A 16,702-nucleotide genomic window follows, 5' to 3' on the forward strand; every position below is an offset into this window, starting at 1 on the left:
GGGGATCAACAGCCCGTAAACGCCCGATTGGTTCAACTAACAATCAGTGGGGGATGAAGAAAACCCCCACTGATTGAAGTTTCACTTTATAGAAAAGGACGTGATGAGATGGAAGTGATGAAAACATTTGCGGAAGAAATTGCTGTTACATTAGATGGTGTGGTGGAACTAGAAGAAATTCTGGAGATGATCGAAAAACCAAAATATGCAGAGCAGGGGGATGTCGCTTTCCCTTGTTTTTCATTAGCGAAAATGATGAAAAAGTCGCCGCAGTTGATTGCCGCTGATTTAGCGAGCCAGATTGATCACTCATTGTTTGAGAGAGTTGTTGCGAATGGAGCGTATGTGAACGGCTTTTTAAATAAACAAATCGTTAGCGAGCATATACTCACCGATATTTTACAGCAAGGAGCGAATTACGGCCATTCAACCTATGGTCAAGGAAAAGTGATTACGATTGATTTCTCCTCGCCGAATATTGCTAAGCCGTTTTCGATGGGGCATTTGCGCTCCACTGTGATCGGGAATGCCATTGCCAACATTGCTGAAAAGTCAGGATATCAAACGATTCGGATTAATCACCTTGGTGACTGGGGAACACAATTTGGAAAGTTAATCACTGCCTATAAACATTGGGGGAGTGAGGCCAAAGTGAAACAACATCCTATCCAAGAATTGTTGAGCTTATATGTGAAATTTCATGATGAAGTGGAACATGAGCCTAGTCTAGAAGCAGAAGCAAGAATGTGGTTTAAAAAGCTAGAGGATGGAGATGAAGAGGCGAACCAGTTATGGAAGTGGTTTAAAGAAGAATCGCTTGTGGAGTTTTCTAAGATCTATGACTTAATGGATATCCGCTTTGATTCGCTGAATGGGGAAGCTTTTTATAATGAGAGCATGGGCGAAACAGTTCAGTTATTGCAAGATAAGGGCTTGCTTCAAGAGTCGGATGGAGCTGAAGTCGTTGATTTGCAACAAGATGATTTGCCGCCGTGCCTAATTAAAAAGTCAGATGGGGCAACTCTGTATGCAACGAGGGATTTAACGGCTGCGATTTATAGACAACATCATTATCAGTTTGATCAAGCTTTATATGTGGTTGGACACGAACAAAGTCTGCATTTTAAGCAAGTCTTTCTCACGCTTGAAAAAATGGGCTACGCATGGGCAAAAGGCATGGTTCATATTCCGTTCGGTTTTATTTTAAAAGATGGGAAAAAGATGTCGACGAGAAAAGGGAAAGTCGTGCTCCTTGAGGGAGTGATTGAAGAAGCGATTGAATTAGCGAAGCAAAGCATTGAGGAGAAAAATCCGCAGCTTGCCCAGAAAGAAGAAGTAGCAAAAGCTGTCGGTGTTGGAGCGATTATTTTTCACGATTTGAAACAGGAACGGCAAGGAAATATTGAGTTCTCGCTTGAAGATATGTTGAAGTTTGAAGGGACGACTGGTCCATATGTGCAATACACGCATGCGAGAGCTTGTTCAATTATGAGAAAATCGGAGTGCGAAATCGATTCTCCAGCTAGCTTGAATGATGATTATAGCTGGACCGTGATCCAATTATTAATGGAGTTTCCTGCTGTGATTGAAAGAAGTTTGCAACAATATGAACCGTCTCAAATCGCCAAATATGTGATTGATTTGTCACAGGAATTCAATAAATATTATAGCCACGTCAAAATTTTAGTAGATGATGCAGAAAAAGAAAGCCGGCTTGCTTTAGTGAAAGCGGTGACGATTGTGTTAGAGGAAGGATTGAGACTGCTAGGGATCAAGGCGCCGGTGGAGATGTAATCAATAAAGCGATCCCTCGAAATAGCCGGCTATCGAGGGATCTTTGCTCTTACAGATCACTCAGGTTCTGAACAGATTCTAGATGTAAATTCTTGATCATCTTGTTTGCTGTGTTGATTCATATACGTAAAAAAATGATTTTTATTTTTCTCGCTCATCTTGACCATTAAGTCGTTTGCTTGTATGTAATCAATAATTTTGGCGATCTTTTTATTTTTAAAAGTGACCGTCTCCCCGTCTAAAATTAACCATTGGTTGGCTTTTCGAACCACTTGCAGTATGGGAAACTCTGAAGGTGTAATAGTTGTCTCTGCTTGTTGATTTGGTATTGTCGCTGAAAAGCTTTTGATTAGAATAGATTTTTGGTGTTCTATCATTGTCACTTTACTACGCTTTTCATGATCGGTAATGGAATCGATGAAAGCAGCGGTTTCTTTAGATCGAAAGTGATAGACGCTATTTTGCGCTTCCACTTGTTGTTCTGCTTTTTTGATTTGCACTACGGTCTTGTCTATATCATCTTTTAACGGCTCTAATTTTGTTTGTGCAGTATAAACTTTTTTAATAAACTTCTTCAATTCTCGTCTTTTTTCGCGAAGCTCTCTCATCTTTTTGACCACTTTAGCAGACTCAGAGGCATTGAGACGAATGTTTTCAACGATGTGTTGCAAGTCTTCTAAAACACATTCAATTTCCTGACACTCTGCTACATGCTCGTTTTTGGCCTGCATCACTGTATCAATTTCTTCAACAAGCTCATCCATTAATTCGGTGATTCTCATTAAAGAAGCTTCCCCTGCTAGCATGCAAATCTCCCCCAACTCGTATTTAAAAACACGTCATACAATTAAGTATATTTTAGTTAATTAGTAAAAGGAAGGGGGAGTTTTGAGTAAAGGAAAAATCAAAAATAAACCTAATTTTATGATGTTTTCATTTGTTTAGAAGAAACCGTAATATTCCCCGAAAGCAGTAATCCCATTAGCACAAAGAATGTAGCGGTGATATCGAATACCGTTATAGATTCATTTAAAAAGATCGCTGCTAATAAGTAGCCGGAAATAGGGGTTAAAAATAACCAATTATTCGCTTTAACAGCATCTTGTTTCAGTAGGTAAAACCAAAGTAGCATCGTAGCGATCGAGATGATCAGTACTAACCAAATGAGGGAGCAGAGCAAATAATTATCCATATGCAAAAAGTATGTTTCGTTTTCGAGAGTGTAAGTAATAGGGACTAATAGGACACCACCGATGATGACTTGCCAAGTGTTAATGACGATATTAGGGAGGTCTAATTTGACCTTTTTGAAATACACACTGCCAACCGCCATTGCTAGCATCCCTATCCCTAAAGTAATCAACCCGCTAATGGTGGCCTCGCTAGTAGACAGAGAGGGCCACGTAGCGATTATTAATCCGATCCCGGCAATAATCATACCGGTCCATTCTTTTAAAGTGACTTGCCGTTTCAGCCAAATGTATGATAACAAAGCGACGATAAAAGGATTTACTGTGACAAATAAATTAAACAAACCAGCAGAGATGCTTTTTAATGCCCAAAAGATCGCACCTAAGTAGATGGTAGTGTTCAAGATTCCTAAAATGATCAGTGGTTTCCATTCATGTAATTGTGGCCAACGGTATGTTTTCTTTACGAGATAAATATAAACAAACAATAAGCTTCCGGCTAATAGTAAGCGAATGGTGGCCAATGCTAACGGTGTAGTCGAGTACAATCCAAATTTCGTGGCAATCGCCGCAGACGACCATAAAAGAGCAAATAATATACCTAACATGGTGTGCATCCAGATCAACGTCCTTTCTTTATCCCGCATTAACGGGCTGTAAGACTCCCGCCTCAACATGACAGAAGGGACGCAGACGTGTAGGTGGGAGATCAACAGCCCGTAAAAGCCCGATTGGTTCAACTAACAATCCGTGGGGGATGAAGAAAACCCCCACGGATTGAAGTTTCACTTTATGTAAGGATACGACATGTTGATGTACTGGATTTGACCGAATGTCGGGTCTATTTTTACTTGTATTCTGTATTTCTACGATATTGACTCGGTGTCATGCCTTCGTACGTTTGAAAAAGTCTCGTTAACGATGATTGATGCTCCAATCCGACTTGAATAGCAATGTGTAGGATGGGTAAATCGGTATGGCGGAGTAACTCTTTCGCTTTATTTAAGCGAACGTCTCTTATATAGGAAGCTGGGGACTTCCCGGTTTCCTTCATAAACCATTCTGAAAAATAAGTGCGATTGTAATGCTCTAGTGAGGCTAGCTGGCTGATCGAAATCGGTTCATCATAATGCTCATGAATATATCGGATCGACTTCGGTTGTTGTGCTTGAAGTAAATGATAGGAAATGTAAGGATAGAGTTTCTTGAGTGCCGCTTTTTGGCCCGTTTCATTTAAAAGCAAGTTCCGAATCCCTTTCCAATGGTCTGTTAATCCGATGGAAGTGCTTCTATTCTGTAACTCTTTCGGCGACAGCATAAAGTAAGGAATATCTAATACTAAACATTCATTTCGAACAGTTGAATGAAAGGTATGATCGCACTGAGGTGGAATATAAAATAAGGTTTGATCATCTAGTTGAAGAGTTTGGGTCTCTGTTTGAATGGCTAGCTCTCCTTGGAGAGGGAAAATCATTTGAGCGTACAGATGAGCATGTGTATCTTGAATCGCTGAATATGTTCGCCGTTCCGCTAGGATTTTTTCGATAGATTCCATTTTGATCACTCCAAAGGATTTATTTTTTCAAACCAGCTGCAAAGAAGGGACCATTAACTGTAATGGTAGATAGGATACGAGCCATTTTATAATTTCAAGCCATAATAAAAAAACAGGTTGTTCATTATTATAGCTTGAAATTAAGGAGGAATAAAATATATCCAAAAACAAATTGTTACTAGCTTCATCCATTGTCGCATTAAATGGGTGGAAGTAAAAGGTGATGAAGATAGCTCTGTAAAAACTTATAATAGAAGTAGATAGAGAGAGTATCGTCTTCTATGTAGATATAACTAATTGTGAAAAAGGACGTATGATAATGAAGAAGAATATAACAATTATCGTTGCTATTATCATGTTATTTCTCTCGGTGTTTTTGTTTGAGAATTGGGGTTATTTCGAATCTGGCACTCGGAAAATAGTAAAAGATGGTGAGTTAACGTTAACTGAAGCGGATCTGCAAGGGAATTCAGTATGGCAGTTAGACGGTGAATGGTCTTTTTATCCGAACGAGCTTCTTTCACCAACGCAATCTCTAGAACCATATGAAGAGAATAGATTAGTAATCCCTGTTCCAAAAACATGGGATGATTATGTGGAGCCGAATGCAGAAGGTGTGTCAGTAGGTACATACCATTTGAAAATTCATGTATCTAGAGATGGAGAATACGGCTTTTATATAAAGACGATTCGCCAAGCCAATCGTGTATTCATCAATGGTGAAGAAGTTGGGGGGATAGGGAACCCTAGTCAGTCTGCAGCAACATTTGAAAAGGAAAATGATGATAAATATGTTGTGTTTGGTAAAAGTGAGAATCAAGTGATCGACCTTATGGTTCATGTAGGCAATCAATCTTATCCGAAAGCGGGGATTTTATATCCGATTCAATTCGGTGAAAAAGATGGTATTCAAAAGGGTTATCTCTGGAGAATGTTAGTGGATATTGTGGGGATCGTTGGCTATATCGTATTTGGGCTGATTTACCTTATTTCATATTGGCAAAATAGAAAGAGAAAGGAAGAGTTATTTTTCGGATTATTTGCTTTATCGTTTGGGTTCCACCTGTCTCTTATCAATCAGAAGTGGTTTTTTGTTTTGAACTCAGATATTGATATGAACGTGCAAGTGAGTATGCAGTTAGGTACAGCACTACTCGCTCTAGCTAGCATGACTCTTTTTGTTTATTATATGTTTCCACAGCTAGTCAACCAGAGAATGATTGTAGGGGTTATAATCTTGTTGGCAGTTAGTTTTCTGGTTTATTCTGTTTATAGCTTTTTTTCAGCCCCTGTTGATTTAAAAAGTGAAGAGTTATTTTTTCGGCAAAATATATATATTTTAGTGTTGATTTTAGTGGTTTTTTATAATGTTTTTGTATTAATGAAGGCTGTTTTTCTTGATTTAGAAGGGATAAAATACCTTTTAATCGTTTTAGCCTCCCTCTTTTGTTATGCTGTTTTAGTATCTTTGAATTTTTTGTTCGGTGTACCGATCGACCATATTGCTTTATTATTGTTCTCACTAGTGTTGTTAGGCTTTTCTTCTCTATTAAGTTACCGAACAAATGTGTCGTATGAAAAGGCACAAAAGTTATCAGCAGAATTAACAGCATACAATCGAATGAAGGATGAATTTCTATTAAAGACATCGCATGAACTCCGAACACCGTTGAATGGAATATTAAATGTATCGAAAGCGTTAATGGAGGGGATGCAAGGACCATTGAAGAGAGCGCAACAGGAAAATGTGATGTTAATTCATAATGTAACGAAAAGGTTAGAACACCTCGTTGAAGATTTGCTATTTTCATCGAATTATATGACAGGAGAAGTAAGAGTTTCTATGCAGGTGGTGCCAGTAACAGTGATGAATGAAGTTATAGAAGAAGTTAAGGTGTTTGTGCAAAACCTAAATAATATTCAGTTGATATGCAATATAGATGAAGTATTGCCACCGATGTATACGGACGAACTACGTTTTAAACAAGTGCTTTATAATTTAGTGTACAACGCATTTCGATATACAGAACAAGGGGAGATTTCCGTTCGTGCGGAAGTGCAAGATGAAATGCTTAAAATCCAAGTGAGTGATACAGGTATTGGTATTCCGTCACGTGATTTAGAGCATGTTTTTAACGCTTTCTACCAAGTGAACCCTCATAATGAAAAAGGTGGCCTTGGCCTTGGGTTAAGTATTACGAAAAACATCGTAGAAGCTTTGAATGGACAAATTAAAGTATCGAGTCAACTCGGGAAGGGAACAACTTTCACTTTTACTATCCCATTGGCGACAGAGGCAATGATTGAAATAGCCGCCGCTCAGGTATCTGCCACTAATGAAACTGAAATATTGAAATTAGAGCTCCCTATTGAACATTTCGTGGACGGAAAAACGATTTTAGTCGTGGATGATGACCATCTTAATATTAAAGTATTAGTAGATGCCCTTATACAAGAAGGATATTCGATCATCGCTGTTGATAACGGATTCGATGCCATAAACTATTTAAACACAATGAAGGTTGATCTAATGCTTGTTGATTTAATGATGGAAGAGATGTCTGGATATGATCTATGTAGACAGGTCAGAGAAGATTATGACATGTTGGAATTGCCGATCATTATTTTAACTGCTGTTGTGAAGCATACTGATTTAGTCCTATCACTAGAAGTCGGGGCGAATGACTACCTTCAAAAGCCGATTGATATGGATGAGTTGTTGATACGTATACGCTCTTATCTTGCTGTTCGTCAGTCATCTGTTGAAGCGATTGAGAATGAAATGAACTTTTTATATGCTCAAGTAACACCGCATTTTGTGTATAACACATTAAACACGATTATCGGTCTCAGTTATACCAATATCGATCAAACACGTGAAGCTTTATATTGTTTATCGACCTATTTTCGAGCAAAGCTAAATGTTCATTATCGTCATACGTCCGTTTCACTAGAAGAGGAACTGGAACTTGTACAAGCATATTTATATATCGAGCAAATGCGTTTCGGGGATCGACTTGCTGTCAAATATGATATAGATGAAACAATTGATGTGCGAATTCCAGCGTTAACGATTCAGCCACTTGTTGAAAATGCCGTGTTTCATGGTATTTCGAAAAAACAGGAAGGTGGTACAATTGAACTTAGCGTACAGCGTGACGGTGATTTTGTTTGTATTAAAATCCAAGATGATGGTGTAGGAATACCAGAAGCTGAGCAACAGCGGCTTATGAATAAACAAAATCCAAGAATTGGTTTTTCTAATCCTTTCAAAAAGATTAAATTAATGAAAAATGCTTCCTTTCAATTGTTGAGCAAGGAAGGAGAAGGAACGACCATTATGATTTCATTACCAGAAAGGAGATTGAGATGAATATCGTAATCATTGATGATGAAAAAATAGCCATCGACGTCCTAACGATTATGTTGAACAAGCTACAACAGTTTTCGATTAACATCAAAGGGGCATTCACGTATGCACAGGATGCTTTCCCGCTGTTAGATAAAGAATCAATTGATATTGTGTTTTTAGATATGGAAATGATCGAAGTGCACGGGTTGAATGTCGCACAATATTTGCTAGAAAACTATCCATCTATACAAGTGATCTTTGTCACCGCCCATTCTCAGTTTGCGGTTGATGCTTTTGAAGTGAATGCAGTGGATTATTTGTTAAAGCCAGTACATGAAAAGCGATTAATTAAAGCGCTAAAGAAGGCGGAAAAATCAATAATCCATGTTGACAATAGGCAAAGAAACAATGCGTTTTATGTCCGTACGCTAGGTAGCTTTCAATTGCTCACCCCGAATAAAGAAGTAGTCAAGTGGCGTACAAAAAAAGTGAAAGAATTGTTTTTGTATTTATGGATGAATAGAAATAGACTGGTGCTCAGTTCAGTTATTAAAGAAGTACTTTGGCCTGGAATAGATGAAGAAAAGTCTACGGCTAACTTACATACAGCGATTTATCATTTAAGAAGAGTGTTTAAGCCACAAGGAAATGAGCAGCCCGTTATATTAGTAAATAATTGCTATCAGTTACAAGTAGAACTGACTAGTGATTATGGAGAATTAAATGCAATGTTAGAACAAGATCGATACAGTGAAGCAGCCATTCAAAAAATATTACATTTGTTTAATGGCGATTTTTTATTAGGAGAAGAGTATGAATGGGCTATACAGTTAAAATATCAGTTGAAACAGCGGGTATTACACGCACTTGAGAGCTACATTCAGAGTGCAGAAGCTGAGGAACACTTGGTGTTAAAACTACAAGTTTTGCAGAAAATGCTAGAGTTAGATGAATATAATGAAGAGTATATGTATGAGATGCTCCTATTTCTCATTAAACAAAATAAAAAATCGGATGTTGTGACATTTTATCAAACGGTGAAGCAACGATTAGAAGATGAATTAGGCGTGGATGTTCCACAACGTTTTCAAGAAGCATACCAACATTATTTGAAGTGATAGGAAACTAAAGTATTGAAGTGGAGCCCTCTAGTTAAACTATAATTGTCTAGCTAGAGGGTTGTGTGTTAGTTACATTTATTAACAGAGTTCGTGTCGGTATGTTAGATAAAGGAAATTTTATTATTTCCCTCTCTCAATCTTCTCATAAATCCCCGAAAGTGCCTGTTCAAATTTCCCTGTTTTCTTCGGTTCGTAATAGCGTTTGTTTTTTATTGTATTCGGCAAATATTGCTGTTTGACCCAGCCGCTTTCAAAGTCATGTGGATATTGGTATTCCAGTCCACGCCCCAGTTCTTTCGCTCCTTGGTAGTGAGCATCTTTTAAATGACCAGGAACATCTCCACTTTTGCCGGCACGAACGTCGGCGATTGCGGCATCAATGGCAGAAATGGCAGAGTTTGATTTCGGCGATAAGCACAGCTCGATCACAGCAGAAGCAAGCGGGATTCGTGCTTCTGGGAATCCGATTTTTTCGGCTGTTTGAATGGCGGAGAGTGTACGTGGTCCCGCTTGTGGGCTCGCAAGGCCGATATCTTCATAAGCGATCACGAGCAATCTTCTTGAAATGCTCGGCAAATCGCCTGCCTCGATCAATCGGGCTAAATAGTGAAGAGCCGCGTTGGCATCACTGCCTCGAATCGATTTTTGAAAGGCGCTTAACACATCGTAATGAGCATCGCCATCTTTATCATGAGAGAAGCTTTTCTTCTGTAAGCATTCTTCGGCAATGTTTCGATGGATGAAAATGCATCCATCGTCATTGTGTGGAGTCGATAAGACAGCGAGTTCCAGTGCATTTAACGAACTGCGAACATCGCCACCACTGGCTTGTGCGAAATGGTCTAGCGCAGTCTCTTCGATTTCTACTGGATATTTTCCAAGTCCTCTTTCTTCATCTTTCAACGCTCTCGATAATGTTTTTTTAATTTGTTCAGGTGTGAGCGGTTTTAATTCGAAAATTTGACAGCGGCTACGAATCGCGGGGTTAATGGCATGGTAAGGATTGCTTGTTGTGGCGCCAATTAACGTAATCATCCCGTTTTCTAAAAAAGGCAACAAAAAATCTTGCTTGCCTTTATCGAGACGATGCACTTCATCAAGTAGTAAAATCACTTTCCCAGACATTTTCGCTTCTGCGGCGACAATTTCCATATCCTTTTTGTTGCTTGTGACGGCATTCAAAGTGCGGAAGGCATATTTCGTACTGCCGGCGATCGCACTAGCAATCGACGTTTTTCCAATGCCAGGTGGTCCGTATAAAATCATTGAGGATAGTTGTTTCGCCGCAACTATGCGGTGAATAATTTTCCCTTCATCAACTAGATGGTTTTGTCCAACGATTTCTTCAATTGTTCGTGGGCGCATGCGAAAGGCTAATGGTTTCATATGTATTCCTCATTTCTTTTCCCGAGTCTTTTTCTCCACTTTACCATATAGAATCAGGTATGATCATGTTATTTGTCTACTGATCTATGCTATAATAGCGGAAGCGACCGTTTGAACTGGTACAATTTAGATGGGTATAATAAGGTATATATGAACAGGGGATTCAGTGGATGAAACAGCAAGGGAATATGATGGTTAGGCTAATGATCTTTACGATTGGCCTTTTATTTATGTCTCTTGGCATTGTGTTGTTAAATTAACAAAGTAAATCAACGGAAACAAGAAACTAATCGAGGTGTAAATATATGAGAATTTCAACTAAAGGTCGATATGGTTTGACGATTATGATTGAATTAGCGAAGCGACATGGAGAAGGGCCGACTTCTTTGCGAGTGATTGCGGAGGCTCATAATTTATCTGAGCATTATTTAGAGCAGCTGATCGCACCGCTCCGTAATTCTGGGCTAGTTCGCAGTATTCGCGGGGCTTACGGTGGCTATGTGCTGGGGAGAGAGCCGGAAAGCATTACAGCTGGTGACGTCATTCGCGTGCTAGAGGGACCGATTAGCTTAGTAGAAGGAATTGAAGACGAAGAACCAGCGAAACGAGAGCTGTGGATTCGCATTAGTGACGCGATTAAAAACGTACTAGAAAATACGACGTTAGATGATTTAGCCAAGCATACCGATCAAGGTGAATCTGACGGCTATATGTTCTATATTTAAGGGGTGATCGATATGCAACGAATTTATTTAGATCACGCGGCGACTTCGCCTGTTCATCCAGAAGTCATTGAAGTAATGAGTGTTCAAATGGCTGAAGTATTTGGTAATCCATCGAGCATTCATTCATTCGGACGAGCAGCACGCCATGTGGTAGACACAGCTAGAACGACGATTGCTTCAAGCATTGGTGCCGATTTTAATGAAATTATTTTTACAAGTGGTGGAACAGAAGCGGATAATTTGGCGATTGTTGGTACCGTGCGAGCGATGAAGGAACAAGGTCGTCATATTATCACAACATCCATTGAGCATCATGCGGTGTTACATACGTGTGCACAGCTAGAGAAAGAAGGCTTTGAAATCACATACTTGCCTGTGAATGAACAAGGGATTGTTCAAGTAGAGGATGTGAAAGCGGCGCTTAGAGAAGATACGATTTTAGTTTCGATTATGTATGGAAACAATGAGGTAGGATCGATTCAGCCGATCGCAGAAATTGGTGAACTGTTACAAGATCATCAAGCGTCTTTTCATACCGATGCGGTCCAAGCGTACGGGCTACAAGCGATTGATGTCAAAAAAGAGCAGATTGATTTATTAACGACATCAGGTCATAAAATCAATGGGCCTAAAGGCATCGGCTTTCTTTATGCGAAAGAAGGGCTTGCTTTATCACCAACAGTATTCGGCGGTGAGCAAGAAAGAAAGCGTCGGGCCGGAACAGAAAATGTGTCAGCGATTGTTGGGTTGGCAAAAGCGGTAGAAATCGCCGAAGCAAGTCGAGAAGAAAAAAGGCAGCAGTATATCGGTTTTAAACAGCAACTGCTTGATAATTTATCCGTTCATCAAGTCGATTTCCATTTAAACGGATCACTTGAGCAAGCGTTACCTCACGTGATAAACTTAAGCTTTCCTGGAACGGATGTCGAGGCGATGCTTGTCAACCTTGACCTTGCAGGTGTTGCGGCTTCTAGCGGCTCCGCTTGTACAGCGGGAGCGATTGAACCGTCACATGTACTAGTAGCGATGTTTGGCAAAGAATCCGATCGTCTTCGCAATTCGATTCGTTTTAGCTTTGGATTAGGAAATTCATCCGAGCACATTGAACAAGTAGGAAAAGTGATTGCCCAAATTACTGCCCGCTTAACGAAAGCGTAAGCAAAAAGAAAGAGAGTGGACTGAATGAACAAAGCACCGAAAGATACTCGTGTCGTAGTAGGGATGTCTGGCGGAGTTGATTCTTCGGTTGCGGCCCTTTTATTAAAGGAGCAGGGCTATGATGTCATCGGTATTTTCATGAAAAACTGGGATGACACGGATGAAAACGGCGTCTGCACAGCAACAGAGGATTACAACGACGTCATACGAGTATGTAATCAAATCGGCATTCCTTATTATGCCGTCAATTTCGAGAAACAATATTGGGAGAAAGTATTTACTTATTTCCTTGATGAATATAAAGCAGGGCGTACACCGAATCCTGATGTGATGTGCAATAAAGAAATTAAATTTAAAGCCTTTTTAGAGCATGCGATCAACCTTGGTGCGGATTACTTGGCAACGGGACATTACGCGCGAGTCGATCGCAGTGGCGACGAAGTCAAAATGTTACGCGGCCTTGATGAAAACAAAGATCAAACGTACTTTTTAAATCAATTGCAGCAAGAGCAATTAGAGAAAGTGATGTTTCCAATCGGCGATATTGATAAAAAACGGGTACGCGAGATTGCGACGGAGGCAGGACTAGCGACAGCGACGAAAAAAGATAGTACCGGTATCTGTTTTATCGGCGAGCGTAATTTCAAAGAGTTCCTTAGTGGATACTTACCAGCGCAGCCTGGCGATATGACGACGATGGATGGCGAAGTGAAAGGGCGTCACGACGGATTGATGTACTACACGATCGGTCAGCGCCACGGTCTTGGCATTGGCGGTTCTGGTGATCCTTGGTTTGTTGTCGGTAAGGACTTGGAGAAAAATATTTTATACGTGGAGCAAGGCTTCCATAATGAATTGCTTTACTCCAATTCATTGATCGCGGACGATATTAGCTGGGTGACGGATCAGCCAAAGCCGTCAACCTTTGAGTGCACAGCGAAGTTCCGCTATCGTCAACAAGACAACAAAGTCACGGTTCATATGCTAGAAGATGGCAAGGTGAATGTGGAGTTTCACGAGCCGACTCGCGCGATTACACCGGGACAAGCCGTCGTTTTTTATGACGGTGAGGAATGTCTTGGCGGCGGTACGATCGATCAAGTGTTTAAAAATGGTGAATGCCTGACGTATGTCGGCTAAATAGCTGGAAAAACCTTTGAAGCGTCTTATTGCTTGAAAGGTTTTTTCTTTGTATATGTTATAATTTTTTTATCAAAACAGTTAGAGGTGGATTATGGATAAAAATTTACAAGGTATTGAGTTTTTACAGCAAGGAAAAATTGAAGAGGCGTTAAAGCTGTTCACAGAACGAATTGAAGAAGCACCGGAAGAACCGACAGCTTATATTAACTTTGGACATGTGCTCTCGACGATTGGCGAATTGGAGCGAGCGGAAAAGTTTTATCAAAAAGCGATTGAAGTAGATCCAGAAGCTGGTGCCGCTTATTATGCATTCGGTACGTTTTTATATGAGCAAAATCATTTAGAGGAAGCTTGTAAACAGTTCGAGCAAGCCATACATAAAGGGTTAGAGGAAAGCGATGCCTTTTTCATGCTAGGGATGACGTTGATGCAGTTGGATCAAGCGGTGTTGGCGTTGCCTTATTTACAGCGAGCAGTTGAACTGAATGAAGAAGATACAGAAGCTCGCTTCCAATTCGGCTTGGCGTTAGCGAAAGCGAATGCGTTAAATGAGGCGATTGCTCAATTGGAGCAAGTCATTGCAGCAGATCCAGAGCATGCCGATGCGTATTATAACCTCGGTGTCGCTTATGTTGGTCATTTAGAGGATGCGGAAAAAGCGATGGCGATGTTTAATAAAGCGTTAGAAGTACAGCCGGATCATATGCTAGCAGGGTACGGGAAGAAAATGATCGAAAAGGCAGCAGAAGAAAGTTAAGCATAGTGGAGGGTGGCGCACATGGAGCAGGATTCGATGGATTTATTTGCGGATGGAGAAAAGTATATAAAAGGCCGCCATCTTGTCACGATTTTCCACAATAAAGAGAACTTTTACTCCGTTTTACGCATTCGAGTGTCAGAAACGAACGATAATTACGATGAAAAAGAAGCGGTAGTTACCGGCTATTTTCCACAAATTCATGAGCAGGAAATGTATGTGTTTTATGGAAATTTCAAAGAACATCCGAAATTTGGGCGCCAGTTTCATGCAAGAGTGGCTCAAAAAGAAATTCCACAAACGAAGCAAGGAATTGTGACGTATTTATCGAGTGAATTGTTTAAAGGGATCGGTAAAAAAACGGCCGAACAAATTGTGGAGACGCTCGGTGATGGAGCAATCTCCAAAATTTTGGACAACCCAGCTGTGCTTGAAGAAGTGCCGAGATTACCTGAGGATAAAGCGAAAAAGCTATACGAGACGCTACTTGAGCATCAAGGGCTGGAGCAGGTAATGATTGCTCTCAACCAATACGGCTTTGGTCCACAGCTATCGATGAAAATCTTTCAAGCATATCAGCAGCAATCGATTGAAATCATTCAAAAAAATCCTTATCAGCTTGTGGAAGATATAGAAGGGATCGGCTTTGGTCGCGCCGATGAGCTTGGCGCACAAATCGGCATTCAAGGGGAGCATCCAGATCGCTTGAAAGCCGGCATTTTATTTACGGTGGAGCAACAATGCTTGCAGGAGGGCCATTGTTATTTAGAAGCCGAGCCGTTATTGCAAGCGGTGAAAGTACTGCTTGAAAAAAGCGGTCGAGAGGAAATTTCGTTTGAAGCGATTGCCAAGCAGTTAATCGCTCTTGAAGAAGAGGGGAAAGTAGTCGGTGAAAACGATCGTGTATTTTTACCTTCTTTATTTTTTTCTGAAAAAGGACTCGTGACGAATATTGAACGGCTATTAAAGCAGAAACAATATGAAGATCAATTTCCTGAGTCCGAATTTTTGTTGGCACTTGGTGATTTAGAGGAGCGAACTGGTGTGCAATATGCGCCGACGCAAAAAGAAGCGATCCAAACGGCTTTAATGTCACCGATGATGTTGTTAACTGGAGGACCAGGGACAGGAAAAACGACCGTTATTAAAGGGATTGTTGAGTTGTATGCAGAGTTACATGGGTGCTCACTTGATCCGAAAAGTTATGGGAAGGATGAGCCATTTCCGATTAAATTAGCGGCACCGACTGGACGAGCGGCGAAGCGAATGGCGGAATCCACTGGACTGCCTGCTGTGACAATTCATCGATTGCTTGGATTTAACGGTCAAGAATCGCTAGAGGATGAGGAAGGAAGAGAAATTGAAGGGCGATTATTAATCATTGATGAAATGTCGATGGTTGACACGTGGCTTGCTCATCAATTATTTAAAGCTCTTCCTGATGATATACAAGTGGTGCTAGTTGGCGATGAAGATCAGCTCCCATCTGTTGGGCCGGGGCAAGTGCTAAAAGATCTTCTCGCCTCAGAAGTGATTTCAACGGTATGTTTGACGGACATCTATCGCCAAGCCGAAGGATCTTCCATCATTGAAATGGCGCACGAAATTAAACAAGGAAAACTACCGACGAACGTCACTCAACAGCAAAAGGATCGCTCCTTTTTAACGTGTCGGGTGCAGCAAATTCCTGAAGTTGTAGAGAAAGTCGTCCAAAATGCAATCAAAAAAGGGTTTACGGCACGAGATATTCAAGTGCTCGCACCGATGTATAGAGGTCCCGCGGGGATTGACCGACTGAATGTCATCCTGCAAGAAATCTTTAATGGAGATCCTGATGGTTCGCGCAAAAAGCTGGCATTTGGTGATGTGGAATATCGAATCGGTGATAAAGTGTTACAGCTTGTGAATCAGCCGGAGCAAAATATTTTTAACGGTGATATCGGTGAAGTCGTTTCGATCTTTTATGCAAAGGAAAATACCGAAAAACAGGATATGGTGATTGTTTCTTATGACGGTAATGAAGTCACCTATACGAGAGCCGATTTGAATCAAATTACGCATGCGTTTTGCTGTTCGATTCATAAATCACAGGGGAGTGAATTTCCAATTGTGATCTTGCCAGTCGTGAAAAGCTATTACCGTATGTTAAGACGTAATTTATTGTATACAGCGATTACAAGGAGTAAACAATTTCTCATTTTATGTGGAGAAGAAGAGGCGTTTCGAATGGGAATCGAAAGAAATGACGACCTAACTCGAAAAACGACCCTTAAAGAAAAATTACTTGCCATGTTGCATCCTCAACATCAACATGTAAAGAGTGAAGAATCTCTTTTATTAACAGAAGAAACAATGACAGCGATTGATCCAATGATCGGCATGGAAAATGTTTCGCCTTATGATTTTCTAGACTGAGACCATACTAAAGCTGTCGAGATCATTCTTTCTTGACACATGTATAAAAAGCCTTGAACGTGGACACCCTTTTAGCAAAAAGCTAAGAGAAGTGCGAGGTGGCATA

12 protein-coding genes are annotated in these 16,702 nt (G+C 40.4%); 8 read left to right on the forward strand and 4 right to left on the reverse strand.

Going from position 1 to position 16,702, the window contains the following annotated elements; genetic code table 11:
• The first annotated feature begins 108 nt into the window (after positions 1 to 108).
• On the forward strand, positions 109 to 1,794 hold the full coding sequence (gene argS / locus CEF22_RS06770) for an arginine--tRNA ligase (RefSeq protein WP_100402260.1): 1,686 nt from the start codon (positions 109 to 111) through the stop codon (positions 1,792 to 1,794).
• Between the two features lie 56 nt (positions 1,795 to 1,850).
• On the opposite strand, the gene CEF22_RS06775 is transcribed toward argS, so the two are convergent.
• From CEF22_RS06775 to CEF22_RS06785, 3 genes are all read right to left on the reverse strand, one after another.
• Positions 1,851 to 2,600, reverse strand: coding sequence for a hypothetical protein (locus tag CEF22_RS06775; protein WP_100402261.1), 750 nt, complete (start codon positions 2,598 to 2,600; stop codon positions 1,851 to 1,853).
• 116 nt (positions 2,601 to 2,716) lie between these two features.
• Entirely contained in the window at positions 2,717 to 3,592 is an 876-nt protein-coding gene (locus CEF22_RS06780) for a DMT family transporter (RefSeq protein ID WP_232726076.1), read from the reverse strand.
• Between the two features lie 239 nt (positions 3,593 to 3,831).
• Positions 3,832 to 4,539, reverse strand: coding sequence for a helix-turn-helix transcriptional regulator (locus CEF22_RS06785; protein ID WP_100402263.1), 708 nt, complete (start codon positions 4,537 to 4,539; stop codon positions 3,832 to 3,834).
• Between the two features lie 319 nt (positions 4,540 to 4,858).
• Between CEF22_RS06785 and CEF22_RS06795 the strand changes: the two genes are divergently transcribed.
• Together CEF22_RS06795 and CEF22_RS06800 are read left to right on the forward strand one after the other, a co-directional pair.
• Positions 4,859 to 7,912, forward strand: coding sequence for a hybrid sensor histidine kinase/response regulator (locus CEF22_RS06795; protein ID WP_100402264.1), 3,054 nt, complete (start codon positions 4,859 to 4,861; stop codon positions 7,910 to 7,912).
• Positions 7,909 to 9,009, forward strand: a complete 1,101-nt coding sequence (locus CEF22_RS06800; RefSeq protein ID WP_100402265.1) for a response regulator — start codon at positions 7,909 to 7,911, stop codon at positions 9,007 to 9,009. Before CEF22_RS06795 ends, CEF22_RS06800 begins: the two co-directional genes overlap by 4 nt.
• A 123-nt stretch (positions 9,010 to 9,132) precedes the next feature.
• Here the strand turns inward: CEF22_RS06800 and CEF22_RS06805 are convergent, their stop codons facing one another.
• A complete protein-coding gene (locus tag CEF22_RS06805; RefSeq protein ID WP_198508035.1) occupies positions 9,133 to 10,398 on the reverse strand; it encodes a replication-associated recombination protein A in 1,266 nt (421 codons plus the stop codon).
• A gap of 305 nt (positions 10,399 to 10,703) precedes the next feature.
• Between CEF22_RS06805 and cymR the strand changes: the two genes are divergently transcribed.
• The 5 genes from cymR (at position 10,704) to recD2 (ending at position 16,596) form a co-directional block, all read left to right on the forward strand.
• Entirely contained in the window at positions 10,704 to 11,123 is a 420-nt protein-coding gene (cymR, locus tag CEF22_RS06810; RefSeq protein ID WP_095478039.1) for a cysteine metabolism transcriptional regulator CymR, read from the forward strand.
• 12 nt (positions 11,124 to 11,135) lie between these two features.
• Positions 11,136 to 12,281, forward strand: a complete 1,146-nt coding sequence (locus CEF22_RS06815; protein WP_100402267.1) for a cysteine desulfurase family protein — start codon at positions 11,136 to 11,138, stop codon at positions 12,279 to 12,281.
• 24 nt (positions 12,282 to 12,305) lie between these two features.
• Complete coding sequence (gene mnmA / locus CEF22_RS06820) at positions 12,306 to 13,421, forward strand: tRNA 2-thiouridine(34) synthase MnmA (protein ID WP_100402268.1); 1,116 nt, start codon at positions 12,306 to 12,308, stop codon at positions 13,419 to 13,421.
• Positions 13,422 to 13,515: 94 nt separating this feature from the next.
• Complete coding sequence (locus CEF22_RS06825) at positions 13,516 to 14,181, forward strand: tetratricopeptide repeat protein (RefSeq protein WP_100402269.1); 666 nt, start codon at positions 13,516 to 13,518, stop codon at positions 14,179 to 14,181.
• Positions 14,182 to 14,202: 21 nt separating this feature from the next.
• Complete coding sequence (gene recD2, locus CEF22_RS06830; protein ID WP_100402270.1) at positions 14,203 to 16,596, forward strand: SF1B family DNA helicase RecD2; 2,394 nt, start codon at positions 14,203 to 14,205, stop codon at positions 16,594 to 16,596.
• Positions 16,597 to 16,702: the final 106 nt, after the last annotated feature.

The organism is Bacillus sp. FJAT-42315 (assembly GCF_002797375.1).
Taxonomy (GTDB): domain Bacteria; phylum Bacillota; class Bacilli; order Bacillales; family Domibacillaceae; genus Bacillus_CE.

Bases quoted from the DNA above. Each gene is read 5' to 3' on its own strand.
- argS (WP_100402260.1), top strand. From the start codon at position 109: ATGGAAGTGATGAAAACATTTGCGGAAGAAATTGCTGTTACATTAGAT.
- CEF22_RS06775 (WP_100402261.1), bottom strand. From the start codon at position 2,600: ATGCTAGCAGGGGAAGCTTCTTTAATGAGAATCACCGAATTAATGGAT.
- CEF22_RS06780 (WP_232726076.1), bottom strand. From the start codon at position 3,592: ATGTTAGGTATATTATTTGCTCTTTTATGGTCGTCTGCGGCGATTGCC.
- CEF22_RS06785 (WP_100402263.1), bottom strand. From the start codon at position 4,539: ATGGAATCTATCGAAAAAATCCTAGCGGAACGGCGAACATATTCAGCG.
- CEF22_RS06795 (WP_100402264.1), top strand. From the start codon at position 4,859: ATGAAGAAGAATATAACAATTATCGTTGCTATTATCATGTTATTTCTC.
- CEF22_RS06800 (WP_100402265.1), top strand. From the start codon at position 7,909: ATGAATATCGTAATCATTGATGATGAAAAAATAGCCATCGACGTCCTA.
- CEF22_RS06805 (WP_198508035.1), bottom strand. From the start codon at position 10,398: ATGAAACCATTAGCCTTTCGCATGCGCCCACGAACAATTGAAGAAATC.
- cymR (WP_095478039.1), top strand. From the start codon at position 10,704: ATGAGAATTTCAACTAAAGGTCGATATGGTTTGACGATTATGATTGAA.
- CEF22_RS06815 (WP_100402267.1), top strand. From the start codon at position 11,136: ATGCAACGAATTTATTTAGATCACGCGGCGACTTCGCCTGTTCATCCA.
- mnmA (WP_100402268.1), top strand. From the start codon at position 12,306: ATGAACAAAGCACCGAAAGATACTCGTGTCGTAGTAGGGATGTCTGGC.
- CEF22_RS06825 (WP_100402269.1), top strand. From the start codon at position 13,516: ATGGATAAAAATTTACAAGGTATTGAGTTTTTACAGCAAGGAAAAATT.
- recD2 (WP_100402270.1), top strand. From the start codon at position 14,203: ATGGAGCAGGATTCGATGGATTTATTTGCGGATGGAGAAAAGTATATA.